Annotated in this window: 18 protein-coding genes and 1 pseudogene; 14 read left to right on the top strand and 5 right to left on the bottom strand. The window is 68.2% G+C overall.

Going from position 1 to position 24,327, the window contains the following annotated elements; all coding sequences use genetic code 11:
- Window positions 1–216: pseudogene (locus tag BKN37_RS08030) on the bottom strand (hypothetical protein); the annotation flags it as partial.
- Window positions 213–1,013 carry a (Fe-S)-binding protein gene (locus BKN37_RS08025; RefSeq protein ID WP_071024186.1) on the bottom strand — a complete coding sequence of 267 codons (801 nt, stop codon included), beginning with the start codon at window positions 1,011–1,013 and terminating at the stop codon, window positions 213–215. The gene BKN37_RS08025 and the pseudogene BKN37_RS08030, both read right to left, overlap by 4 nt.
- A gap of 1,195 nt (window positions 1,014–2,208) precedes the next feature.
- Between BKN37_RS08025 and rpoB the strand changes: the two genes are divergently transcribed.
- From rpoB to BKN37_RS08005, 4 genes are all read left to right on the top strand, one after another.
- The gene (rpoB, locus tag BKN37_RS08020) at window positions 2,209–5,694 is read left to right on the top strand and encodes a DNA-directed RNA polymerase subunit beta (protein WP_071024196.1); all 3,486 of its coding nucleotides are present in this window, start codon (window positions 2,209–2,211) and stop codon (window positions 5,692–5,694) included.
- Window positions 5,695–5,730: 36 nt separating this feature from the next.
- Complete coding sequence (locus tag BKN37_RS08015; RefSeq protein ID WP_071024184.1) at window positions 5,731–9,681, top strand: DNA-directed RNA polymerase subunit beta'; 3,951 nt, start codon at window positions 5,731–5,733, stop codon at window positions 9,679–9,681.
- Between the two features lie 133 nt (window positions 9,682–9,814).
- Window positions 9,815–10,675 carry a type IV toxin-antitoxin system AbiEi family antitoxin domain-containing protein gene (locus tag BKN37_RS08010; protein WP_071024182.1) on the top strand — a complete coding sequence of 287 codons (861 nt, stop codon included), beginning with the start codon at window positions 9,815–9,817 and terminating at the stop codon, window positions 10,673–10,675.
- An 84-nt stretch (window positions 10,676–10,759) separates the two neighbouring features.
- Window positions 10,760–11,515 (top strand): deoxyribonuclease IV, encoded by a 756-nt coding sequence (locus BKN37_RS08005; protein WP_071024180.1) that lies wholly within the window; start codon window positions 10,760–10,762, stop codon window positions 11,513–11,515.
- Here the strand turns inward: BKN37_RS08005 and BKN37_RS08000 are convergent.
- Window positions 11,512–12,396 (bottom strand): LysR family transcriptional regulator, encoded by an 885-nt coding sequence (locus BKN37_RS08000; protein ID WP_071024178.1) that lies wholly within the window; start codon window positions 12,394–12,396, stop codon window positions 11,512–11,514. The genes BKN37_RS08005 and BKN37_RS08000 overlap by 4 nt on opposite strands.
- A gap of 96 nt (window positions 12,397–12,492) precedes the next feature.
- Between BKN37_RS08000 and mqo the strand changes: the two genes are divergently transcribed.
- Genes mqo through BKN37_RS07975 form a run of 5 tightly spaced genes read left to right on the top strand, consistent with a single transcriptional unit; the run spans window position 12,493 to window position 18,080 of the window.
- Window positions 12,493–14,004 carry a malate dehydrogenase (quinone) gene (gene mqo, locus BKN37_RS07995; RefSeq protein WP_071024176.1) on the top strand — a complete coding sequence of 504 codons (1,512 nt, stop codon included), beginning with the start codon at window positions 12,493–12,495 and terminating at the stop codon, window positions 14,002–14,004.
- A gap of 9 nt (window positions 14,005–14,013) precedes the next feature.
- Window positions 14,014–15,642, top strand: a complete 1,629-nt coding sequence (locus tag BKN37_RS07990) for an acyl-CoA dehydrogenase family protein (protein ID WP_071024174.1) — start codon at window positions 14,014–14,016, stop codon at window positions 15,640–15,642.
- Window positions 15,643–15,649: 7 nt separating this feature from the next.
- On the top strand, window positions 15,650–16,588 hold the full coding sequence (locus tag BKN37_RS07985) for a crotonase/enoyl-CoA hydratase family protein (RefSeq protein WP_071024172.1): 939 nt from the start codon (window positions 15,650–15,652) through the stop codon (window positions 16,586–16,588).
- A 14-nt stretch (window positions 16,589–16,602) separates the two neighbouring features.
- Window positions 16,603–17,319 (top strand): PaaX family transcriptional regulator C-terminal domain-containing protein, encoded by a 717-nt coding sequence (locus BKN37_RS07980; protein ID WP_095407023.1) that lies wholly within the window; start codon window positions 16,603–16,605, stop codon window positions 17,317–17,319.
- Entirely contained in the window at window positions 17,316–18,080 is a 765-nt protein-coding gene (locus BKN37_RS07975; RefSeq protein WP_071024170.1) for a crotonase/enoyl-CoA hydratase family protein, read from the top strand. Before BKN37_RS07980 ends, BKN37_RS07975 begins: the two co-directional genes overlap by 4 nt.
- A 109-nt stretch (window positions 18,081–18,189) precedes the next feature.
- Here BKN37_RS07975 and BKN37_RS07970 read toward each other — a convergent pair whose 3' ends face one another.
- Together BKN37_RS07970 and BKN37_RS07965 are read right to left on the bottom strand one after the other, a co-directional pair.
- Complete coding sequence (locus tag BKN37_RS07970) at window positions 18,190–18,600, bottom strand: DUF3060 domain-containing protein (RefSeq protein ID WP_071024167.1); 411 nt, start codon at window positions 18,598–18,600, stop codon at window positions 18,190–18,192.
- 24 nt (window positions 18,601–18,624) lie between these two features.
- Window positions 18,625–18,999: a DUF3060 domain-containing protein gene (locus BKN37_RS07965; protein WP_071024164.1), complete on the bottom strand. Its 375-nt coding sequence runs from the start codon at window positions 18,997–18,999 to the stop codon at window positions 18,625–18,627.
- A 186-nt stretch (window positions 19,000–19,185) separates the two neighbouring features.
- Between BKN37_RS07965 and BKN37_RS07960 the strand changes: the two genes are divergently transcribed.
- From BKN37_RS07960 to fusA, 5 genes are all read left to right on the top strand, one after another.
- A complete protein-coding gene (locus tag BKN37_RS07960; protein WP_071024162.1) occupies window positions 19,186–19,815 on the top strand; it encodes a TetR/AcrR family transcriptional regulator in 630 nt (209 codons plus the stop codon).
- Between the two features lie 77 nt (window positions 19,816–19,892).
- Window positions 19,893–20,999 carry a mechanosensitive ion channel family protein gene (locus BKN37_RS07955; RefSeq protein WP_071024160.1) on the top strand — a complete coding sequence of 369 codons (1,107 nt, stop codon included), beginning with the start codon at window positions 19,893–19,895 and terminating at the stop codon, window positions 20,997–20,999.
- Window positions 21,000–21,253: 254 nt separating this feature from the next.
- Complete coding sequence (gene rpsL, locus BKN37_RS07950) at window positions 21,254–21,628, top strand: 30S ribosomal protein S12 (RefSeq protein WP_007167812.1); 375 nt, start codon at window positions 21,254–21,256, stop codon at window positions 21,626–21,628.
- On the top strand, window positions 21,628–22,098 hold the full coding sequence (gene rpsG / locus BKN37_RS07945; protein ID WP_071024158.1) for a 30S ribosomal protein S7: 471 nt from the start codon (window positions 21,628–21,630) through the stop codon (window positions 22,096–22,098). The genes rpsL and rpsG overlap by 1 nt, the downstream gene beginning before the upstream one ends.
- 90 nt (window positions 22,099–22,188) lie before the next feature.
- Entirely contained in the window at window positions 22,189–24,294 is a 2,106-nt protein-coding gene (gene fusA / locus BKN37_RS07940; RefSeq protein WP_083341658.1) for an elongation factor G, read from the top strand.
- Window positions 24,295–24,327: the final 33 nt, after the last annotated feature.

Raw genomic sequence — 24,327 nt, 5'->3', positions numbered from 1 at the left:
GCGCAGCTGCGCCCAGTCGTCCTTGTCGGCGACCAGCCGGTCGCGTTTGGCCCGGATGGTGCGGGTCGCCCGGGTCAGGTTGGTGCGCTGCTGGCTGTTGCGTAGCTGGTGCGGGGCCGCCGCCGGGAACGGCGGCATGCCGAGGAACTCTTCTTGCGGCGGGACGGTCGCGGCGGCGGCGGCGATCCGCTGTGCATCGTCGCCGGCGCCACTCATCGGCCACCGCCATGCTGGCGCACCGGGCGCTGCACGTCGGGCACCGGCTCGCCGGTATCGAACGGGTCGGCGCGGGTGGCGGCCAGGATCTCGGCGTAGTGCAGCGGGCGCATGCCCGAGCGGCCCCGCGACAAGAACCCGCCGATGTGCATCAGGCAGGAGTTGTCGGCGGCGGTGAGCACCTCGGCGCCGGTGCCCAGGGCGGCGACCGCCTTGTCGGTGCCCATCGCGATCGAGGTGTCGGCGTTGCGCAGCGCGAAGGTGCCGCCGAACCCGCAGCACTCCTCGGCCTCGGGCAGCTCGACCAGATCGATGCCCTCCACCGCGCGCAGCAGCGTGGTCGGCCGGTCCCCGATCCGCAGCATGCGCAGGGTGTGACAGGTCGGGTGGTAGGTGACCCGGTGCGGGAAGTAGGAGCCGGTGTCGGTCACCTTCAGCACGTCGACCAGCAGCTCGGACAGCTCGTACAGCCGTGGGACGATGCTGGCCACCTTCCGGGCCAGGCCGGGGGAGCGGGCCCGGTCGGCCAGCACCGGGTAGTAGTCCTTGACCATCGCCGCGCAGGACCCGGAGGCGGCCAGCACCGCGTCGTAGCCGTCGAAGGTGGTGCAGAATCGCTGCGCCAACGGCACACAGTCGTCCTGGTAGCCGGTGTTGAAGTGCATCTGGCCGCAGCAGGTCTGCTGCGCGGGGAAGTCGACCTGGTGACCCAGCCGCCGCAGCAACCGCACCATCGCCTTACCGGTCTGCGGGTACATGACGTCGTTGAAACAGGCGATGAACAGGGCGATCCGCACGGCGGAGTTCCTTTCGGCGCGACTCACGTCAGTATGGCTGCTCTGGGGCGGGCCGGGCGTGTCGACTCCCGGCACTGGCGCCCCGTTCGCCCCAGGAGTCGCGGCGGGGAGTGGGGTGTGTCGTGCGTCCGCCTCTGCGCGACAAACCGGCGTTGCGTGCTCTTGGGCCCCAACAGCCCCACCAGATCGTTGACCACCGACACATATGCCTCACCTGTCGCAGCCGTAACGGATTGTCGCTGGTGAGCAGGGGCCCGGCTCTCAGCGACAACCAGACGTCGGCGAGGTGCAACGCCGTCGAGCTTCGCCGCGACGGCCGGCGGCCACAACACCACATGCCCCGCGAAGCTGGCCCTATGAAGGGCGCGTGGTGGTCGTCCGCCGAGCTGAATGTGCGTGCCCGTCTTGGCTGGTCAACACGACTGATGGTGCGTCCAAGCGCGCAGGCCCGCTCACCCGGATCTTTCGACGTCAGACGCGGAGCGAACGCCGTCGCACCCACACGGTGGTGATCGAGCCGTGGCCTTGGCGGACTTCGCTTTTGTCGCTGCTAGCCGGGCACCTCCCCGTCAGCGACAATCCGTTACCGCTGCGACAGTCGAGGCATACGTGTCGGTGGTCAACAATCTGGTGGGGCTGTTGGGGCCCAAGAGCACGAAACGCCCGGTTTGTCGCTCAGAGGCGGACGCACGCACACACCCACTCCCCGCCGGGGCTGGTGTGGCCGCTGGGGCAGCAGTGCCGACGGGAACGGACCGGCGCGCGGAAGTCGGTGCGGGATGGTGCGGGATGGTGCGGGCCTGACGCTGGTTCGCGCGCGGCACCCGGCCCGGACGTCGCCTTACTCACAAACGCGGCGCGTCACCTCTTGACGGACGGGCCCAAACGGGCCAGTCTGTTGGGCAGCATGAGTGCACGGGTAGGACAGGACGCCAGCCAGCGCCGAGATATCCCTGTGCACGGCGGTTGAGGAATGCGCGGTCCTGCGCTATTGTTGGACGTTGCGCTGGCTACCTCCTGCCCACCTCACCTGCACCCGACACCGTGGTCCTAGCCTGAGCCTTATTTGCGCGCTCAGCGATTGTGTGCGTGCGTGAGATCCGGACAGTTCGTCCGCCAGCCGAACCGACGCAGATATCGCGGCGACCCGAGTCCGCTGGCTCGCTAGTCGCATGAGGTGCTGGAAGGATGCATCTTGGCAGTCTCCCGCCAGAGCAAGTCCGCTGAAACTACTAGCTCCAATTCCTCCGTACCCGGAGCCCCTAACCGCATTTCCTTCGCCAAGCTCCGTGAACCGCTCGAGGTTCCCGGCCTGCTCGACGTGCAGACCGACTCGTTCCAGTGGCTGATCGGCGCCCCGCAGTGGCGGGAAAAGGCGACCGCCCGCGGCGACAGCCAACCGGTCGGCGGCCTGGAAGAGGTGCTCGCCGAGCTGTCCCCGATCGAGGACTTCTCCGGCTCGATGTCGCTGTCGTTCTCCGACCCCCGCTTCGACGAGGTCAAGGCCCCGGTCGACGAGTGCCGCGACAAGGACATGACCTACGCGGCCCCGCTGTTCGTCACCGCGGAGTTCATCAACAACAACACCGGCGAGATCAAGAGCCAGACGGTGTTCATGGGTGACTTCCCGATGATGACCGAGAAGGGCACCTTCATCATCAACGGCACCGAGCGTGTCGTCGTCTCCCAGCTGGTGCGCTCGCCCGGCGTCTACTTCGACGAGAGCATCGACAAGTCCACCGAGAAGACGCTGCACTCGGTCAAGGTGATCCCGGGCCGCGGCGCCTGGCTGGAGTTCGACGTCGACAAGCGCGACACCGTCGGCGTCCGCATCGACCGCAAGCGCCGCCAGCCGGTCACCGTGCTGCTCAAGGCGCTGGGCTGGACCAGCGAGCAGATCTCCGAGCGGTTCGGTTTCTCCGAGATCATGATGTCGACGCTGGAGAAGGACAATACTGCCAACACCGACGAGGCGCTGCTTGACATCTACCGCAAGCTGCGCCCGGGCGAACCGCCGACCAAGGAGTCCGCGCAGACCCTGCTGGAGAACCTGTTCTTCAAGGACAAGCGCTACGACCTGGCCCGGGTGGGTCGCTACAAGGTCAACAAGAAGCTGGGTCTGCCGCCGGCCGAGACCAACTCGACCACGCTGACCGAAGAGGACATCGTCGCCACCATCGAGTACCTGGTCCGCCTCCACGAGGGCCAGACCACGATGACGGTGCCCGGCGGCACCGAGGTGCCCGTCGAGGTCGACGACATCGACCACTTCGGCAACCGGCGGCTGCGCACGGTGGGTGAGCTGATCCAGAACCAGATCCGGGTCGGGCTGTCCCGGATGGAGCGGGTGGTCCGCGAGCGGATGACCACCCAGGACGTCGAGGCCATCACGCCGCAGACGCTGATCAACATCCGCCCGGTGGTCGCGGCCATCAAGGAGTTCTTCGGCACCAGCCAGCTGTCCCAGTTCATGGACCAGAACAACCCGCTGTCGGGGCTGACCCACAAGCGTCGGCTGTCGGCGCTGGGTCCCGGTGGTCTGTCCCGGGAGCGCGCCGGCCTGGAGGTCCGTGACGTGCACCCGAGCCACTACGGCCGGATGTGTCCGATCGAGACCCCGGAAGGCCCCAACATCGGTCTGATCGGGTCGCTGTCGGTGTACGCCCGGGTCAACCCGTTCGGGTTCATCGAGACCCCGTACCGCAAGGTCGTCGACGGGGTGGTCACCGACGAGATCGTCTACCTGACCGCCGACGAGGAGGACCGCCACGTGGTGGCGCAGGCCAACTCGCCGATCGACGACGACGGCCGGTTCACCGAGGCCCGGGTGCTGGTGCGCCGGAAGGCCGGCGAGGTCGAATACGTGTCCTCGTCCGAGGTGGACTACATGGACGTGTCGCCGCGCCAGATGGTGTCGGTGGCCACCGCGATGATCCCGTTCCTCGAGCACGACGACGCCAACCGTGCCCTGATGGGCGCCAACATGCAGCGCCAGGCGGTTCCGCTGGTGCGCAGCGAGGCGCCGCTGGTGGGCACCGGGATGGAGCTGCGCGCCGCGATCGACGCCGGCGACGTCGTCGTCGCCGACAAGGCCGGCGTCATCGAGGAGGTGTCCGCCGACTACGTCACGGTGATGGCCGACGACGGCACCCGGCAGACCTACCGGATGCGCAAGTTCGCCCGCTCCAACCACGGCACCTGCGCCAACCAGCGTCCGATCGTGGACACCGGGCAGCGCGTCGAGGCCGGCCAGGTCATCGCCGACGGGCCGTGCACCGAGAACGGTGAGATGGCGCTCGGCAAGAACCTGCTGGTGGCGGTCATGCCGTGGGAGGGCCACAACTACGAGGACGCCATCATCCTGTCCAACCGCCTGGTGGAGGAGGACGTGCTGACCTCGATCCACATCGAGGAGCACGAGATCGACGCCCGCGACACCAAGCTGGGCGCCGAGGAGATCACCCGGGACATCCCGAACGTCTCCGATGAGGTGCTGGCCGACCTCGACGAGCGCGGCATCGTGCGCATCGGCGCCGAGGTCCGCGACGGCGACATCCTGGTCGGCAAGGTCACCCCGAAGGGGGAGACCGAGCTGACCCCCGAGGAGCGGCTGCTGCGGGCGATCTTCGGTGAGAAGGCCCGCGAGGTCCGCGACACCTCGCTGAAGGTGCCGCACGGCGAGTCCGGCAAGGTGATCGGCATCCGGGTGTTCTCCCGCGAGGACGACGACGAGCTGCCGGCCGGGGTCAACGAGCTGGTCCGGGTGTACGTGGCTCAGAAGCGCAAGATCTCCGACGGTGACAAGCTGGCCGGCCGGCACGGCAACAAGGGTGTGATCGGCAAGATCCTGCCGGTCGAGGACATGCCGTTCCTGCCGGACGGCACCCCGGTCGACATCATCCTGAACACCCACGGGGTGCCGCGACGGATGAACATCGGCCAGATCCTGGAAACCCACCTGGGCTGGATCGCCAAGACCGGCTGGAAGATCGATGGCCAGCCCGACTGGGCGGAGCGGTTGCCGAAGGAGCTGCTGGAGTCGACGCCGGAGTCGCTGGTGTCCACGCCGGTGTTCGACGGCGCCCGCGAGGAGGAACTGCAGGGGCTGCTGTCCTCCACGCTGCCCAGCCGCGACGGCGAGGTGCTGGTCGACGGCGACGGCAAGGCGCGGCTGTTCGACGGCCGCTCCGGCGAGCCGTTCCCGTACCCGGTGACCGTCGGCTACATGTACATCATGAAGCTGCACCACCTGGTCGACGACAAGATCCACGCCCGGTCCACCGGCCCGTACTCGATGATCACCCAGCAGCCGCTGGGCGGTAAGGCGCAGTTCGGTGGCCAGCGGTTCGGGGAGATGGAGTGCTGGGCCATGCAGGCCTACGGCGCGGCGTACACGCTGCAGGAGCTGCTGACCATCAAGTCCGACGACACCGTCGGGCGGGTCAAGGTCTACGAGGCGATCGTCAAGGGCGAGAACATCCCCGAGCCGGGCATCCCCGAGTCGTTCAAGGTGCTGCTCAAGGAGCTGCAGTCGCTGTGCCTCAACGTTGAGGTGCTGTCCAGTGACGGCGCGGCGATCGAGCTGCGTGAGGGCGAGGACGAGGACCTGGAGCGCGCCGCGGCGAACCTGGGTATCAACTTGTCCCGCAACGAATCCGCCTCTGTCGAGGATTTGGCCTAATTTGTTTTCTAGTCCCGCAAGGGGAAAGGGAGTTACGTGTTAGACGTCAACTTCTTCGATGAACTCCGCATCGGCCTGGCCACCGCCGAGGACATTCGGCAGTGGTCCTACGGCGAGGTCAAGAAGCCGGAGACCATCAACTACCGCACGCTCAAGCCGGAGAAGGACGGCCTGTTCTGCGAGAAGATCTTCGGGCCGACCCGCGACTGGGAGTGCTACTGCGGTAAGTACAAGCGGGTCCGGTTCAAGGGCATCATCTGTGAGCGCTGCGGCGTCGAGGTGACCCGGGCCAAGGTGCGTCGTGAGCGGATGGGCCACATCGAGCTGGCCGCGCCGGTCACCCACATCTGGTACTTCAAGGGCGTGCCGAGCCGGCTGGGCTACCTGCTGGACCTGGCGCCCAAGGATCTCGAGAAGATCATCTACTTCGCCGCCTACGTGATCACCGCGGTCGACGACGAGATGCGGCACAACGAGCTGTCCACGCTCGAGGCCGAGATGGTCGTCGAGAAGAAGGCGGTGGAGGACCAGCGCGACGCCGACCTGGAGGCCCGGGCCCAAAAGCTGGAGGCCGACATGGCCGAGCTGGAGGCCGAGGGCGCCAAAGCCGATGTGCGGCGCAAGGTTCGCGACGGCGGTGAGCGGGAGATGCGCCAGATCCGCGACCGCGCCCAGCGCGAGCTGGACCGGCTGGAGGACATCTGGAACACCTTCACCAAGCTGGCCCCCAAGCAGCTGATCGTCGACGAGAACCTGTACCGGGAGCTGGTCGACCGCTACGGCGAGTACTTCACCGGGGCGATGGGCGCGGAGTCGATCCAGAAGCTGATCGAGAACTTCGACATCGATGCCGAAGCCGACTCGCTGCGCGAGGTCATCCGCAACGGCAAGGGCCAGAAGAAGCTTCGCGCGTTGAAGCGGCTGAAGGTGGTGGCGGCGTTCCAGCAGTCGGGCAACTCGCCGATGGGCATGGTGCTCGACGCGGTGCCGGTGATCCCGCCGGAGCTGCGTCCGATGGTGCAGCTCGACGGTGGCCGGTTCGCCACCTCCGACCTCAACGACCTGTACCGCCGGGTGATCAACCGCAACAACCGGCTGAAGCGACTGATCGACCTGGGTGCGCCCGAGATCATCGTCAACAACGAGAAGCGGATGCTGCAGGAGTCCGTGGACGCGCTGTTCGACAACGGCCGTCGCGGCCGCCCGGTCACCGGGCCGGGTAACCGTCCGCTGAAGTCGCTTAGCGATCTCTTGAAGGGTAAGCAGGGCCGGTTCCGGCAGAACCTGCTCGGTAAGCGTGTCGACTACTCGGGCCGTTCGGTCATCGTGGTCGGTCCGCAGCTCAAGCTGCACCAGTGCGGTCTGCCCAAGCTGATGGCGCTCGAGCTGTTCAAGCCGTTCGTGATGAAGCGGCTGGTCGACCTCAACCACGCGCAGAACATCAAGAGCGCCAAGCGGATGGTGGAGCGGCAGCGCCCGCAGGTGTGGGACGTCCTCGAAGAGGTCATCGCCGAGCACCCGGTGCTGCTGAACCGGGCGCCGACCCTGCACCGGCTGGGTATCCAGGCCTTCGAGCCGCAGCTGGTGGAGGGCAAGGCCATTCAGCTGCACCCGCTGGTGTGTGAGGCGTTCAACGCCGACTTCGACGGTGACCAGATGGCGGTGCACCTGCCGCTTTCGGCGGAGGCGCAGGCCGAGGCCCGCATCCTGATGCTGTCTTCCAACAACATCCTGTCGCCGGCCTCGGGTCGCCCGCTGGCCATGCCGCGGCTGGACATGGTGACCGGGTTGTACTACCTGACCACCGAGGTGCCCGGCGACACCGGCGAGTACGTGGCCGCCGCCAAGGACCGCCCGGAGTCCGGGGTGTACGCCTCGCCGGCTGAGGCGATCATGGCGATGGACCGCGGCGCGCTTTCCGTGCGGGCCAAGATCAAGGTGCGGTTGAGCCAGCTGCGCCCGCCCGCCGAGCTGGAGACCGAGCTGTTCGGTGTCAACGGCTGGCGGCCGGGGGACTCCTGGGTGGCCGAAACCACCTTGGGCCGGGTGATGTTCAACGAGTTGCTGCCGATGGGCTACCCGTTCGTGAACAAGCAGATGCACAAGAAGGTGCAGGCCACCATCATCAACGATCTGGCCGAGCGCTACCCGATGATCGTGGTCGCCCAGACCGTCGACAAGCTCAAGGACGCCGGCTTCTACTGGGCCACCCGGTCCGGGGTGACGGTGTCGATGGCCGATGTGCTGGTGCCGCCGCGCAAGAAGGAGATCCTCGACGCCTACGAGGAGCGCGCCGACAAGGTCGAAAAGCAGTTCCAGCGTGGTGCGCTCAACCACGACGAGCGCAACGAGGCGCTGGTGGAGATCTGGAAGGAAGCCACCGAAGAGGTCGGTCAGGCGCTGCGGGACCACTACCCGGCCGACAACCCGATCATCACGATCGTGGAGTCCGGCGCCACCGGTAACTTCACCCAAACCCGGACGCTGGCCGGGATGAAGGGTCTGGTGACCAACCCCAAGGGTGAGTTCATCCCGCGGCCGATCAAGTCCTCGTTCCGTGAGGGCCTGACGGTGTTGGAGTACTTCATCAACACCCACGGCGCCCGGAAGGGTCTGGCGGACACCGCGTTGCGTACCGCCGACTCGGGGTACCTGACCCGTCGTCTGGTCGACGTGTCCCAGGACGTGATCGTGCGCGAGCACGACTGCGGCACCGAGCGCGGCATCATCGTCGAGTTGGCCGAACGTCAGCCCGACGGCACCCTGATCCGCGACCCGTTCATCGAAACCTCGGCGTACGCGCGGACATTGGCCACCGATGCGGCCGATGAGAAGGGCAACGTGATCGTCGAGCGCGGCCACGACCTGGGCGACCCGGCGATCGAGGCGCTGCTGGTGGCCGGCATCACGTCGGTCAAGGTGCGGTCGGTGCTGACCTGCACCACCGGCACCGGGGTGTGCGCGACCTGCTACGGCCGGTCGATGGCCACCGGCAAGCTGGTCGACATCGGTGAGGCCGTCGGTATCGTCGCCGCGCAGTCCATCGGTGAGCCCGGCACCCAGCTGACCATGCGTACCTTCCACCAGGGTGGTGTCGGTGAGGACATCACCGGTGGTCTGCCCCGGGTGCAGGAGCTGTTTGAGGCTCGGGTGCCGCGCGGCAAGGCGCCGATCGCCGACGTGTCCGGCCGGGTCCGGCTGGAGGAGGGCGAGAAGTTCTACAAGATCACCATCGTCCCGGACGACGGCGGCGAGGAAGTGGTCTACGACAAGCTCTCCAAGCGTCAGCGGCTGCGGGTGTTCAAGCACGACGACGGGACCGAGCGGCTGCTGACCGACGGCGACCACGTCGAGGTGGGCCAGCAGCTGATGGAAGGCTCCGCCGACCCGCACGAGGTGCTGCGCGTGCAGGGCCCCCGCGAGGTGCAGATCCACCTCGTCAAGGAGGTCCAGCAGGTCTACCGGGCGCAGGGTGTGTCGATCCACGACAAGCACATCGAGGTGATCGTCCGGCAGATGCTGCGCCGGGTGACCATCATCGATTCGGGCTCCACCGAGTTCCTGCCCGGCTCGCTGACCGAGCGCGCCGAGTTCGAGGCCGAGAACCGTCGGGTGGTGGCCGAGGGCGGCGAGCCCGCCGCCGGTCGCCCGGTGCTGATGGGGATCACCAAGGCGTCGCTGGCCACCGACTCGTGGCTGAGTGCGGCGTCGTTCCAGGAGACCACCCGCGTGCTGACCGATGCGGCGATCAACTGCCGCAGCGACCGGCTGCAGGGTCTGAAGGAGAACGTGATCATCGGTAAGTTGATCCCGGCCGGGACCGGGATCAACCGGTACCGCAACATCCAGGTGCAGCCGACCGAGGAGGCCCGGGCCGCCGCGTACACGATCCCGTCCTACGAGGATCAGTACTACAGCCCGGACTTCGGCCAGGCCACCGGTGCCGCGGTGCCGTTGGACGACTACGGCTACTCCGACTACCGGTAGGGGTCCCTTCCCTTCCGCGAGCAGACGCAAAAGCCCCCATTTCCTGCGGAAATGAGGGGCTTTTGCGTCTGCTCACCACACCATCCCCAGCACTGACTTTCGGTCTGGCCGCCACTGAGCCAGCATTCCGTGCATGTTCGTCGACGGGGTGGCCACACGGCAGCAACTGCTCACCGTGATGAGCCGCAACCGGCTGGCCCGACTGGTGAAGTCGGGTCGGCTCATCCGCGTCTGCCACGGCGTTTACGCATTACGCGAGCCCGACGTGCTGAGCACGCTGGCCGCGCTGGAGCTGATGGCCGGGCAGCGGCTGGTGGCCTGCATGGGCACCGCGGCGGCGTTGTACGGCTTCGACACCGAGAACACGGCGCGGGTACACGTGCTTGATCCGGGCGTGCGGATGCGCCCGTCACCGGGCCTGTTGGTGCACCAGCGGATCGGCGCGCCGCTGCGCCGTGTCGAGGGGCGACTGGCGACGGCGCCGGCGTGGACAGCGATCGAGCTCGCCCGGACGCTGCGTCGACCGCGCGCGCTGGCGACGCTGGATGCTGCACTGCACGTCGGGGCGTGTACGACGACCGAACTGCATGCCGCGATCCGCGAACAGAAGGGCCGGCGCGGCATCGTCAAGGTACGGGAATTGATCGAGTACGCCGACGGCCGTGCCGAGTCGCCGATGGAGAGTGAGGCACGGCTGGTGTTCATCGACGGCCGGTTGCCCATGCCGGAGCTGCAGTACACCATCGTGGACCGTTACGGCAGGGTCTGGCGGGTGGATTTCGCCTGGCCGGACGCGAAGGTCGTCGCCGAATACGACAGCCTGGCATGGCATATGAGCCGTGACGGGCTGTTGCATGACCGGCTGAAAACCGCTCGACTGCAGGAATGCGGGTGGACCAGCGTGCCGATGACCATCGACGATATCCGCCGCGATCCGGTCGGTTTACTGGCACGCCTCAACACCCACCTGGACCGGCCGCGCCTGGTAGGGTAAGCCCGCCGAGCAGACGCAGAAGCCCCGGTTTCGGGCCCGAAACCGGGGCTTTTGCGTCTGCTCGCGAGGGATAAGGTGGGGGCTATGCTCATCGGTTCGCATGTCAGTCCGGCCGATCCGCTGGCCGCCGCCGCGGCCGACGGCGCCGACGCGGTGCAGATCTTCCTGGGCAATCCGCAAAGCTGGAAGGCCCCCAAACCGCGCGACGACGCCGCCGTGCTGCGCGCGTCGGACCTGCCGATCTACGTGCACGCGCCGTATTTGATCAACGTTGCCTCGGCCAATAACCGGGTGCGCATCCCGTCGCGCAAGATCCTGCAGCAGACCTGCGACGCCGCCGCCGACATCGGGGCCGCCGCGGTGATCGTGCACGGCGGCCACGTCACCGCCGACGACGACGTGGCGGCCGGCTTCGGGCGCTGGCGCAAGGCCCTCGACCAGCTGGAGTCCGACGTCCCGGTGTACCTGGAGAACACCGCCGGCGGTGACCACGCGATGGCGCGCCGCTTCGACACCATCGCCGGGTTGTGGGACCAGATCGGGGACACCGGCATCGGTTTTTGCCTGGACACCTGCCACACCTGGGCCGCCGGTGAGGCGCTGCTGGACGCGGTGGACCGGATCAAGGCCATCACCGGCCGCATCGATTTGGTGCACTGCAACGACTCCAAGGACGCCGCCGGCTCCGGCCGGGACCGGCACGCCAATTTCGGTACCGGGCAGATCGATCCGCAACTGCTGGTCGCGGTCGTCACCGCCGCCGACGCCCCGGTGATCTGCGAAACCGCCGAGGAGGGCCGCAAGGACGACATCGCGTTCCTGCGCGAACACGTCCGCTAGCGAAAGCCGCGCCGCAAGAAATCCAGCAGGCGGCGACACGCGGGGGTGACCGCGGTGGGCCCCCAGGCCAGGGCGATCTCGCGCCGATAGGTATCCGGGGTGAGCGGGATTTCGGTGGTATGCGGGGTGCGCCGCTCGTGGTGCGGCAACAGTGCGATACCCAGGCCGCGGCCGATCAGCTCCCGGATGGTGGCGAACTCGGTGATCTCCACGGCGATCTGCGGGCGGAAACCCGCGGCGTTGCACCAGGTTTCGGTCGCCTGCCGCAGGTCGTAGCTGGTCGGGTTGGCGATGAACGCCTCGGTGCGCAGTTCGTCGAGCCGCAGCCGCCGCCGCGACGCGAGCCGGTGATCGGCGGGCAGCACGACCCGGATCGGCTGGGTCCCGATGACGGTGTGCCGCACCGTGTCCGGCGGCGGGATCACCACCGCCACATCGAGGGTGCCGGCGGCGAGGTCGGCGGTCAGCTCCGAGCCGTGGGCCTGTTTGACCGCCAGCCGGATCCCCGGCGCGCGGCGGTGAAACTCCGCGATCAGGGTCGGTATCTGCCCGGTCCCCATCGTGAGCGGGAAACCGAACCGCACGGCGCCGTGGTCGGGGTCGGCCTCCCCGGCGACGGTGTCGAGGGTGGCCTCGAGTTCGCGCAGCGGGTCGCGGATCCGCTCGGCGAGCTGCACCGCGGCCGGGGTCAACCGCACCGTGCGGCCGTCGTGGAGGATCAGCCGCACCCCGAGGGCCTTTTGCAGGGCGTGGATCCGGCGGCTCATCGACGACTGCGGGATCCCGAGCGTCTCGGCGGCGCGGGTCATATGCCCGTCGTGGGTCGCCAGCTCCTCCAGGGCCCGCAGCTGCGGCGCGAACCGCCCGATCCATCGATCCATATTCGAATGGTAATGACCAAAACATTCATTGGACGGATCAAATCGCACCGGGCGATGCTGGGTTCATCGAGGTCCGCCACAGAAAGGTGCCCGCCCATGACCACCATCCCGCCCCAACCCGACCTCGTCGACGCCGTCCTGGTGGGCGGCGGCATCATGTCGGCCACCCTGGGCGCGATGCTGACCCTGCTCGAACCGGGCTGGCGGGTCGTGGTGCTCGAGCGGGCCGCCGACGTCGCCACCGAGAGCAGCGGCCCGTGGAACAACGCCGGTACCGGTCACGCCGGCTACTGCGAGCTCAACTACATGCCCGACCCCGACGATGCCACCGCCGCGGCCCGGGCGTCGCGCCAGTTCCAGCTGTCCCGGCAGTGGTGGGCGCATCTCGTCGGGCGGGGGCTGCTCGATCCGGACACGTTCATCCACGCCACCCCGCACCTGGATCTGGTTTTCGGGGCCCGCGACGTGGCCTACCTGCGCCGCCGCTTCCAGACCCTGAGCGCCGATCCGCTGTTCACGGGCCTGGAATTCAGCGACGACCCGGCCACGATCGCGCGGTGGGCGCCGCTGGTGATGGCCGGCCGCGATCCCGGCGAGTCGGTGGCCGCAACGCGGCACCCGGCCGACACCGACGTCGACTTCGGTGCGCTGACCCGCGGGCTCACCCGGATCGTGACCGGGCATGGGGGACGGGTGCTGCTCGGCCACGAGGTGCGCACGCTGCGCCAACATGCCGACGGCAGCTGGCTGGTCGGCGGCCGAAATACCAAGACCCGCACCCGGTTTCAGCTGCGGGCAAAATTCGTGTTCATCGGGGCCGGCGACTACGCGCTGCGGCTGCTGCAGCGCGCGCGGCTGCCCGAGGTGCACGGGTACGGGGTGCTGCCGGTCGGTGCGGCGTTCCTGCGGTGTGCCGACCCGCGAGTGGTCGCCCGGCACCGGGTCAAGGTGTACGGGCAGGCCCCCGCCGGGGCGCCACCGATGTCGGTGCCGCATCTGGATCACCGCACCGTCAACGGTCACCAGCAGCTGTTGTTCGGGCCGTACCCGACGTTCAGCACCAAACTGCTCAAACACGGCAAGCGCACCGACGTGTTCACCACGCTGCGGTGGCGCAATCTGCCGGTGCTGGCGGCCGCTCTCGCGCAGAACCTCGGCTTGGTGCGTTACCTGATCACCGAACTGCTCCGGCCCAAGCGCGGCAAGGTCGCGCAGCTGCGCCGGTTTTATCCGACCGCCGATCCCCGGCAGTGGGAGCTGGTGCCCGCCGGCCAACGCGCCCAACTGGTCACCCCCGACCCCGCGCGCCTCGGTGTCCTTCGGTCGGGCACCGAGCTGGTCACGGCCGCCGACGGCAGCATCGCCGGACTGCTGGGCGCCTCGCCCGGGGCGTCGACGGCCGTTGCGATCATCCTCGCCCTGCTGCAGCGCTGCTTTCCCGACCGGTGGGCGCAATCGTGGCGCGCCCGCATCGACGCCGCGATCCCGGGTCATGCACGCGACGAGCCGTGGAGCGCCGACGCCGTCGCCGACGGCCTGGCTGCCACCGCGGCGGCGCTACGCCTCACGCCTCATTACAACTCTTGTGCAGGTGTCGAAAAAATGTAACATTGCTCTATGCCCGACACACACACCGTCACCAACCAGGTCCCGCCGCTGGAGGGCCACAACCCGGCCGCCTCGCCGGTGCTGATCGAGGCCCTGATCCGCGAGGGCGGGCAGTGGGGCGTCGACGAGGTCACCGAACTCGGTGCCATCAACGGCTCCCGGCAGGCGCAACGCTGGGGCGAGCTGGCCGACCGCAACCGGCCGATCCTGCACACCCACGACGCCACCGGGCACCGCATCGACGAGGTGGAATACGACCCGGCGTATCACGAGCTGATGCGCACGGCGATCGCCCACGGCCTGCACGCCGCCCCGTGGGCCGACGACCGGCCCGGCGCGCACGTGGTGCGCGCCGCCAAGACCAGCGTGTGGACCGCCGAACCCGGGCACATGTGCCCGATCTCCATGACGTATGCCGTCGTCCCGGCGCTGCGCTACAACCCGGAGCTGGCCGCGGTCTACGAGCCGCTGCTCACCAGCCGGGCCTACGACCCCGAGCTGAAGGTGCCCACCACCAAAGCCGGGATCACCGCGGGCATGTCGATGACCGAAAAGCAGGGCGGCTCCGATGTGCGGGCCGGCACCACCGCGGCGGTGCCCAACGCGGACGGCAGCTACTCGCTGACCGGGCACAAGTGGTTCACCTCCGCGCCGATGTGCGACATCTTCCTGGTGCTGGCGCAGGCGCCCGGCGGGCTGAGCTGCTTTTTGCTGCCGCGGGTGCTGCCCGACGGCACCCGCAACCGAATGTTCTTGCAGCGGCTCAAAGACAAGCTCGGCAACCACGCCAACGCCTCCTCGGAGGTCGAGTACGACGGTGCCCTCGCCTGGCTGGTCGGTGAGGAGGGCCGCGGGGTGGCCACCATCATCGAGATGGTGAACCTGACCCGGCTGGACTGCACGCTGGGCAGCGCCACCAGCATGCGTTCCGGGCTGACCCGCGCCATCTACCACACCCAGCACCGAAAAGCCTTCGGCGAGTATCTGATCGACCAACCGCTGATGCGTAACGTGCTGGCCGACCTGGCGGTGGAGGCCGAGGCCGCCACCATGGTGGCGATGCGGATGGCCGGGGCCACCGACGCCGCGACCCGCGGTGACGAACGCGAGGGGCTGCTGCGCCGCATCGGGCTGGCGGCCGCCAAGTACTGGGTGTGCAAACGGTCCACCCCGCACGCCGCCGAGGCGCTGGAATGCCTGGGCGGCAACGGCTACATCGAGGACTCGCTGATGCCCCGGCTGTACCGGGAGGCGCCGCTGATGGGCATCTGGGAAGGCTCCGGCAACGTCAGCGCACTGGATACCTTGCGCGCCATGGCGACCCGACCCGAATCCGTCGAGACGCTGTTCGACGAGCTGGGTCAGACCGCCGGTCAGGACCGCCGGCTGGACGCCCATGTCGCCAAGCTGCGGCCGCAGCTGGACGACCTGGACACCATCCAGTACCGGGCCCGCCAGATCGCCGAGAACATCTGCCTGGCGCTGCAGGGCTCGCTGCTGGTGCGGCACGGCCACCCCGCGGTTGCCGAGGCGTTTTTGGCCACCCGGCTGGACGGCAACTGGGGCGGGGCGTTCGGCACGCTGCCCACCGGGCTGGACGTGGCGTCGATCCTGGAACGGGCGCTGGTCAAGGGATGACGCGCCAATGACCCACGCGATCAGGCCGGTCGACTTCGACAACCTCAAAACGATGACCTATGAGGTCACCGACCGAGTCGCCCGGATCACCTTCAACCGGCCCGAGAAGGGCAACGCGATCATCGCCGACACCCCGCTGGAGCTGTCCGCGCTCGTCGAACGCGCCGACCTGGACCCCAATGTGCACGTGATCCTGGTGTCGGGCCGCGGCGAAGGCTTTTGCGCCGGTTTCGATCTGTCCGCCTACGCCGAAGGGTCGTCGTCGGCCGGGGGTGGCAGCACCTACAAGGGCACCGTGCTGGACGGCAAAACCCAGGCGGTCAACCACCTGCCCAACCAGCCGTGGGACCCGATGATCGACTACCAGATGATGAGCCGGTTCGTGCGCGGCTTCTCGTCGCTGATGCACGCCGACAAGCCGACCGTCGTCAAGATCCACGGCTACTGCGTGGCCGGCGGCACCGACATCGCGCTGCACGCCGACCAGGTGATCGCCGCCGCCGACGCCAAGATCGGCTACCCACCCACCCGGGTGTGGGGGGTGCCCGCCGCCGGCCTGTGGGCGCACCGGCTCGGCGACCAACGCGCCAAACGGCTGCTTTTGACCGGGGATTGCATCACCGGCGCGCAGGCCGCCGAATGGGGGCTGGCCGTGGAGGCCCCGGACCCGGCCGATCTGGACGAGCGCACCGAACGGCTGGTCGAGCGGATCGCGGCGATGCCGGTCAACCAGCTGATCATGGTCAAGCTGGCGCTCAATTCGGCGTTGCTGGCCCAGGGGGTGGCCACCAGCCAGATGGTGTCCACCGTGTTCGACGGCGTCGCCCGGCACACCCCCGAGGGGCACGCGTTCGTCGCCGACGCGGTGCAGCACGGCTTCCGGGACGCGGTGCGCCACCGCGACGAGCCGTTCGGCGACTACGGCCGCCAAGCCTCCCAGGTGTAGCTGTGTCGCAGCCGCTGGCCCGCATGACCGCCCGCTCGGTGGTGCTGTCGGTGCTGCTCGGCGCCCACCCGGCCTGGGCCAGCGCGGCCGAACTGGTCCGGCTGACCGCCGACTTCGGCATCAAGGAGTCGACGCTGCGGGTGGCGCTGACCCGGATGGTCGGCGCCGGTGACCTAATCCGATCCGCCGACGGCTACCGGCTCTCGGAGCGACTGCTCGCCCGGCAACGCCGCCAGGACGACGCCATGCGCCCGTGCACCCGGGACTGGAGCGGGCACTGGACCACGCTGGTGATCACCAGCGTCGGCACCGACGCCCGCACCCGCTCAGCGCTGCGCACCGCCCTGCAGCACAAGCGCTTTGCCGAACTGCGCGAAGGCGTGTGGATGCGCCCGGACAACCTCGACATCGCGCTGGAACCCGATGTCCGGGCCCGGTTGCGGGTATTGACCGCCCGCGACGATGCGCCGGCCGAGCTGGCCGGGCAGCTCTGGGACCTGCCGGGCTGGGCGCGCGCCGGCGAGGAGCTGCTCGCCGCCATGGCCGTCGCCGACGACGTCCCGGCGCGCTTTGTGGTCGCGGCGGCCATCGTGCGTCATCTGCTCACCGACCCGGTGCTGCCCGACGCGCTGCTTCCGCCCGGCTGGCCGGGCGCGCGGCTGCGGGCCGCCTACACCGATTTCGCCGCGGAACTCAGCCAGCGGCGCGACCACGCGATGGAGGCAACATGACTGATCCGGTGCGGGTGGAACGCAACGGCCCGGTGACCACGGTGATCCTCAACCGACCCGAAGCCCGCAACGCCGTCAACGGGCCCACCGCCGCGGCGCTGCACGCCGCGTTCGACGAATTCGACCGCGACGACACCGCCGCGGTCGCGGTGCTGTGGGGCGACGGCGGAACCTTTTGCGCCGGCGCGGATCTCAAGGCGATCGGCACCCCCGACGGCAACCCTGCGCACCGCACCGGGCCCGGACCGATGGGCCCGACCCGGATGGTGCTGTCCAAACCGGTGATCGCGGCGGTCAGCGGCTACGCGGTCGCCGGCGGCCTGGAGTTGGCGTTGTGGTGCGATTTGCGGGTCGCCGAGGAGGACGCGGTGTTCGGGGTGTTCTGCCGACGGTGGGGGGTGCCGCTGATCGACGGTGGCACCGTCCGGCTGCCGCGGCTGATCGGGCACAGCCGCGCGATGGACATGATCCTGACCGGCCGCGCGGTCGACGCCGCCGAAGCCCACGCCTTCGGCCTGGCCAACCGCGTCGTCCCGAAAGGTCAGGCCCGCGCCGCCGCCGAGGAGCTGGCCGCTCAACTGGCCGCGCTGCCGCAGCAGTGCCTGCGGTCGGACCGGATGTCGCAGCTGCACCAGTGGGGGATGCCCGAATCCGAGGCGATGGACTACGAATTCGCGAGCCTGTCCCGGGTCGCGACCGAATCCCTGGCCGGGGCACAGCGGTTCGCCGCCGGCGCCGGCCGGCACGGCACCCCGGCCTGACACCGCGGCTGCCCCGGCACACCCGGCTCGACGCCGAACGTGCGGCTATGGCGGAGATTCCGCGGTTTTTCCGCCCTCAGCGCACGTTCGGCGCAAGGAAGCCCACAGATCAGCCCTTGTTGACGGTGTTACCCGACCCGTGGTCGTCGACCTTCGGGTCGCCGTCCTTGTAGGTGACGGTGTTGTTCATCCCGACGACGGTCAGCGACTCGTCGACCTTGTCGATGGTGATCTTGTTGTCGGCGCCGGCGACCCGCACCGTCTTACAGCTGCCCTTGACGGTCAGGGTGTTGTTGGAACCCCCCACGTCCAGGGTCTTGCCGTCGGCGCAATCCAACTCGGCGGTGGTGCCGAACGAGCCGTAGTTGAGCGTGTCGCCGATCTCGAATTGGGCCGTCGTCTTCTTCGACGAGCTGCCGCCCGAGGTCTCCGGGTTGGTGGTCTTGGAACCGCCGCAACCGGCCAGGCCGATGACGGCCGCGACAACACCGACGGCGATCACCGGGACATGGGTGCGCATCCGTTTGTCCTCCTTGCTCGATGGTTAGGTCGGAACCCGCATGATCCGGTTGGTCATGGCCAGCTGGCGGCCGATGTCGGCGATGTACGGGTCACCATTGTGGTAATACACCGTCTGGTCGTAGCCGTACACGGTGATGTCGTTGACGACGGTGTCGGCGATGACGACGTTGGACGAGCCTTGGGTGGTCACCGCCCAGCAGGTCCCCAGCGCGGTGATGACGTTCTGCGAGCCGTTGATGAGCAGCGTGGAGTCGTTGCAGTCCAGCGTCTGCACAATGCCCTGCCCGACGATGTGGGTATCACCATTTTTGGCATGCGCGGTGGGGGTGCCGACGGGCAGCGACGGGATGGCCACCGCACCGACGGTCAGCGCCGCGCCCAGCGTCTTCCATTTCACGCCTGTGCCCCTCTCGTGATCCGTTCGGTGGGAGCCTACGTCCATCGGTGCGGGCGCGGACGACTTCACCCGAGGAATCCTGCGCCCCGCGCCGGGGTCCGCGTCGGTTGCCGCACGGGACCGCCGCGTCAACTAGAGTTCTTCGTCGATCGACCGTCCGGTCATCGCAACCGAAGGGCGACCGCCATGACAGCACGGCCAGAACCGCAGCCAGCGGGCGGCCGCTCGCGCGTGGGCGGGAAGGGGCCGGGCCGCTCGGTCAAGTTGAGCCGCGACGCCATCGTCAACGCCGCGCTGACCTTCCTGGACCGGGAAAGCTGGGACGCGCTGACCATCAACGCCCTGGCGACGCAGCTGGGCACCAAGGGCCCGTCGCTGTACAACCACGTGCACAGCCTCGACGACCTGCGGCGCGCGGTGCGGATGCGAGTCATCGACGACATCATCGGGATGCTGAACCGGGTCGGGGAGGGCCGCTCCCGCGACGACGCGGTGTTGGTGATGGCCGGCGCCTACCGCAGCTACGCCCACCACCACCCCGGGCGGTACTCGGCGTTCACCCGGATGCCGCTGGGCGGCGACGACCCCGAATACACCGCCGCGACCCGCGCGGCGGCCGCGCCGGTGATCGCCGTGCTGTCGTCCTACGGGTTGGAAGGCGACGAGGCGTTTTATGCGGCGCTGGAGTTCTGGTCGGCCATGCACGGTTTCGTGCTGCTGGAGATGACCGGCGTGATGGACGGGCTGGACACCGACGCGGTGTTCTCCGACATGGTGCTGCGGCTGGCGACCGGCCTGCAGCACCGCAGCGAGTAACCGCCGCCCCTGACGAATCCGGGGATTTCTGTAAACTCGGTGGGGCATCTGAACCCGGCCCGCGGAGCTGATCACCCATGCCCGAGGAGTTCGAGCTCGAATCCGTCACCCACCTTGCCGTGATCCTGGCCTGGCTGGTCGGCGCCGTCGTCGCCGCGTACCTGCTGGGCTGGGCGGTGTCGTGGGTCCTGCGCCGCCTCGGCCGGCGCAGCGGCCTGATCCACGACCTCGCCGAGCTCACCCGCCGACCGTTTCGCGCGACCCTGATGGTGATCGCGGCGAATCTCGCGGTGGACGCGACGGTCGACCCGGCCCGGTCCTGGCGTCCGTGGATCGATCACCTGCTGCACATCGTGATCATCGGTGTCATCACCTGGCTGGTGGCCAGCCTGCTGCTGGTGGCGGAGCGGCGGGTCATCGCCCGGTTCGGTCAGATGGCCGACGCCGACCGGCGGCGCAGACGGATCCGCACCCAGGTCATGACGCTGCGGCGCCTGGTGATCGCCATCGTCGTGCTGCTCGGCGTCGCCGCGGCCGTGATGACCTTCCCGTCGTTCAGGCAGATCGGCGCCACGATGTTCGCGTCCGCCGGCGTGCTCTCGGTGGTCGCCGGTCTGGCCGCCCAGACCTCGCTGGGCGCGGTGTTCGCCGGGATGCAGATCTCGTTTTCCGACGCGATCCGGGTGGGGGACGTGGTGCTGATCGAAGGCGAGTTCGGCCGCATCGAGGAGATCACGTTGACCTACGTGGTGGTCCAGATCTGGGATCAGCGCCGCCTGGTGCTGCCCACCACGTACTTCACCACGACCCCGTTCGAGAACTGGACCCGCAACGCGACCGACCTGTTCGGCACCGTCGAGTTCGACGTGGACTTCACCGTCCCGATCGATGCGATGCGCGCCGAGTTGGAGCGCCTGTTGGCGCACAGCGATCACTGGGATGGGCAGATCGGCTCGCTGCAGGTGTTCGCTGCCGTCGGCGGATTTCTGCGGGTGCGGGCGCTGATCAGCGCGGCGGATTCCGACGCGCTGTCCGGGTTGCGCTACGTGGTCCGGGAAGGCCTGGTCAAGTGGATGCAGCGGGCCGCACCGGAGGCGCTGCCGCGGTGGCGCGTCGAGCAACCGGATACCCGCGCCGCCGCCGAACTCGCCGCCGCCGGGTACGGTCGGGGAGCCGCCGAATAGCGCCGCGGCCGCTGCTTTGACCTGCCGGAGTGGCGGCGGGTATTGTGGTAGCTCGTGCCTGGCCGCTTGCGGCGCGTTTGGTGACATAAGACGCGCACGCCGGGCCAATTCGCATGTCCAGTGTGCAACGGAGCGAGTCCGTCACCGGCGCATGCGACACACCCGGACGCGGGGTAACGCGGCCGGACATAACTGCAGTACACAGACTTGAAGCCGGATAGAGACGTCCAACGCACAACACAGGAAGCTGGTAGATGCCAACCATTCAGCAGCTGGTCCGCAAGGGTCGCCGCGACAAGATCGCCAAGGTCAAGACCGCGGCCCTCAAGGGCAGCCCGCAGCGTCGGGGCGTGTGCACGCGCGTGTACACCACCACCCCTAAGAAGCCGAACTCGGCGCTTCGGAAGGTTGCGCGTGTCAAGCTGACCAGCCAGGTCGAGGTCACCGCCTACATCCCGGGCGAGGGGCACAACCTGCAGGAGCACTCGATGGTGCTGGTGCGTGGCGGCCGGGTGAAGGACCTGCCCGGTGTGCGGTACAAGATCATCCGCGGCTCGCTGGACACCCAGGGTGTCAAGAACCGCAAGCAGGCTCGCAGCCGTTACGGCGCCAAGAAGGAGAAGAGCTAATGCCGCGCAAGGGGCCCGCGCCGAAGCGTCCGCTGGTCAATGACCCGGTCTACGGATCGCAACTGGTCACCCAGCTGGTCAACAAGGTGCTGCTGCAGGGGAAGAAATCGCTGGCCGAGCGCATTGTGTACGGCGCGCTCGAACAAGCCCGGGACAAGACCGGCACCGACCCGGTGGTGACCCTCAAGCGCGCCATGGACAACGTCAAGCCCTCCCTGGAGGTGCGCAGCCGCCGCGTCGGTGGTGCCACCTACCAGGTGCCGGTCGAGGTGCGGCCCGAGCGCTCCACCACGCTGGCGCTGCGCTGGCTGGTCAGCTTCTCGCGGCAGCGCCGGGAAAAGACGATGGTCGAGCGGCTGGCGAACGAGATCCTCGACGCCAGCAACGGCCTGGGGGCCTCCGTCAAGCGGCGTGAGGACACCCACAAGATGGCCGAGGCGAACCGGGCCTTCGCGCACTACCGCTGGTGATGTCCGTCGCTGGCGGTGCCGGCGACAACCGACCGTGGCCGCCGCCGGCGATAACAGCAACCTAGTAACCGAAAGAGTGGGAAGACTTCTGTGGCACAGAAGGACGTGCTGACCGACCTGAGCAAGGTCCGCAACATCGGCATCATGGCGCACATCGATGCCGGTAAGACGACGACTACCGAGCGGATCCTGTACTACACCGGCGTCAACTACAAGATCGGTGAGACGCACGACGGCGCCTCCACCACCGACTGGATGGAACAGGAGCAGGAGCGCGGGATCACCATCACCTCCGCGGCGGTGACCTGCTTCTGGAACGACAACCAGATCAACATCATCGACACCCCGGGCCACGTCGACTTCACCGTCGAGGTGGAGCGGTCGCTCCGTGTTCTCGACGGCGCGGTCGCGGTGTTCGACGGCAAAGAGGGTGTGGAGCCGCAGTCCGAGCAGGTGTGGCGCCAGGCCGACAAGTACGACGTGCCGCGGATCTGCTTCGTCAACAAGATGGACAAGATCGGCGCCGACTTCTACTTCACCGTGCGCACCATCGAGGAGCGCCTGGGCGCCAAGCCGCTGGTGATCCAGTTGCCGATCGGCGCCGAGAGCGACTTCGAGGGCATCGTCGACCTGGTCGAGATGAACGCCAAGGTGTGGCGCGGCGAGACCAAACTCGGGGAGAAGTACGAGGTCACCGAGATCCCCGCCGAGCTGGCCGAGCAGGCCGAGGACTACCGCAACCAGCTGCTGGAGGCCGTCGCCGAGACCGACGAGGCGCTGCTGGAGAAGTACCTGGGCGGTGAGGAACTGACCGTCGCCGAGATCAAGGGCGCGATCCGCAAGCTGACGGTGGCCTCCGAGCTGTACCCGGTGCTGTGCGGCAGCGCGTTCAAGAACAAGGGCGTGCAGCCGATGCTCGACGCGGTCATCGACTACCTGCCCTCGCCGCTGGACGTCGAGTCCGTGCAGGGTCACGTGCCGGGCAAAGAAGACGAGATCATCACCCGCAAGCCCAGCACCGACGAGCCGTTCTCCGCGCTGGCGTTCAAGATCGCCGTGCACCCGTTCTTCGGCAAGCTGACCTACGTGCGGGTGTACTCCGGCAAGGTCGACTCCGGGGCGCAGGTCATCAACGCGACCAAGGGCAAAAAGGAACGGCTGGGCAAGCTGTTCCAGATGCACGCCAACAAGGAGAACCCCGTCGACACCGCGTCGGCCGGGCACATCTACGCGATGATCGGGCTGAAGGACACCACCACCGGCGACACGCTGTGCGACCCCAACGACCAGATCGTGCTGGAGTCGATGACGTTCCCGGACCCGGTCATCGAGGTGGCGATCGAGCCCAAGACCAAGAGCGACCAGGAGAAGCTGTCGCTGTCGATCCAGAAGCTCGCCGAAGAGGACCCGACCTTCAAGGTGCACCTGGACCAGGAGACCGGCCAGACCGTGATCGGCGGGATGGGTGAGCTGCACCTGGACATCCTGGTGGACCGGATGCGTCGCGAGTTCAAGGTCGAGGCCAACGTCGGTAAGCCGCAGGTGGCCTACAAGGAGACCATCAAGCGCTCGGTGCAAAACGTCGAGTTCACCCACAAGAAGCAGACCGGTGGGTCGGGCCAGTTCGCGAAGGTCATCATCAACCTCGACCCGTTCGTCGGCGAGGAGGGTGCGACCTACGAGTTCGAGAACAAGGTCACCGGTGGCCGGATCCCGCGCGAGTACATCCCGTCGGTGGACGCCGGGGCGCAGGACGCCATGCAGTACGGCGTGCTGGCCGGGTACCCGCTGGTGAACCTGAAGGTCACCCTGCTCGACGGTCAGTACCACGACGTCGACTCGTCCGAGATGGCCTTCAAGATCGCCGGTTCGCAGGCGCTGAAAAAGGCTGCCGCAGCGGCGCAGCCGGTGATCCTGGAACCGATCATGGCCGTCGAGGTCACCACGCCCGAGGACTACATGGGCGACGTGATCGGCGACCTGAACTCCCGCCGTGGCCAGATCCAGGCCATGGAAGAGCGCAGCGGTGCGCGTGTCGTCAAGGCGCACGTGCCGTTGTCGGAGATGTTCGGCTACGTCGGCGACCTTCGGTCGAAGACCCAGGGCCGGGCGAATTACTCGATGGTGTTCGATTCCTACGCCGAGGTTCCGGCGCAGGTCTCGAAGGAGATCATCGCGAAGGCGACGGGCGAGTAGTTCGTCCTGGCCGCTACGGTGGCATAACTGAAA

Source organism: Mycobacterium talmoniae (genome assembly GCF_001854525.1).
GTDB classification, from domain to species: Bacteria; Actinomycetota; Actinomycetes; order Mycobacteriales; family Mycobacteriaceae; genus Mycobacterium; species Mycobacterium talmoniae.
Note: the sequence above shows the minus strand (reverse complement) of the source record. Positions and strands in the feature narration are given on the sequence as shown.

Coding starts and splice junctions, on each gene's coding strand:
- BKN37_RS07955 (WP_071024160.1), top strand. CDS start 19,893: ATGCCCGAGGAGTTCGAGCTCGAATCCGTCACCCACCTTGCCGTGATC.
- rpsG (WP_071024158.1), top strand. CDS start 21,628: ATGCCGCGCAAGGGGCCCGCGCCGAAGCGTCCGCTGGTCAATGACCCG.
- BKN37_RS07970 (WP_071024167.1), bottom strand. CDS start 18,600: ATGCGCACCCATGTCCCGGTGATCGCCGTCGGTGTTGTCGCGGCCGTC.
- BKN37_RS08010 (WP_071024182.1), top strand. CDS start 9,815: ATGTTCGTCGACGGGGTGGCCACACGGCAGCAACTGCTCACCGTGATG.
- BKN37_RS08005 (WP_071024180.1), top strand. CDS start 10,760: ATGCTCATCGGTTCGCATGTCAGTCCGGCCGATCCGCTGGCCGCCGCC.
- rpsL (WP_007167812.1), top strand. CDS start 21,254: ATGCCAACCATTCAGCAGCTGGTCCGCAAGGGTCGCCGCGACAAGATC.
- BKN37_RS08000 (WP_071024178.1), bottom strand. CDS start 12,396: ATGGATCGATGGATCGGGCGGTTCGCGCCGCAGCTGCGGGCCCTGGAG.
- BKN37_RS07990 (WP_071024174.1), top strand. CDS start 14,014: ATGCCCGACACACACACCGTCACCAACCAGGTCCCGCCGCTGGAGGGC.
- BKN37_RS07985 (WP_071024172.1), top strand. CDS start 15,650: ATGACCCACGCGATCAGGCCGGTCGACTTCGACAACCTCAAAACGATG.
- BKN37_RS07975 (WP_071024170.1), top strand. CDS start 17,316: ATGACTGATCCGGTGCGGGTGGAACGCAACGGCCCGGTGACCACGGTG.
- mqo (WP_071024176.1), top strand. CDS start 12,493: ATGACCACCATCCCGCCCCAACCCGACCTCGTCGACGCCGTCCTGGTG.
- BKN37_RS07960 (WP_071024162.1), top strand. CDS start 19,186: ATGACAGCACGGCCAGAACCGCAGCCAGCGGGCGGCCGCTCGCGCGTG.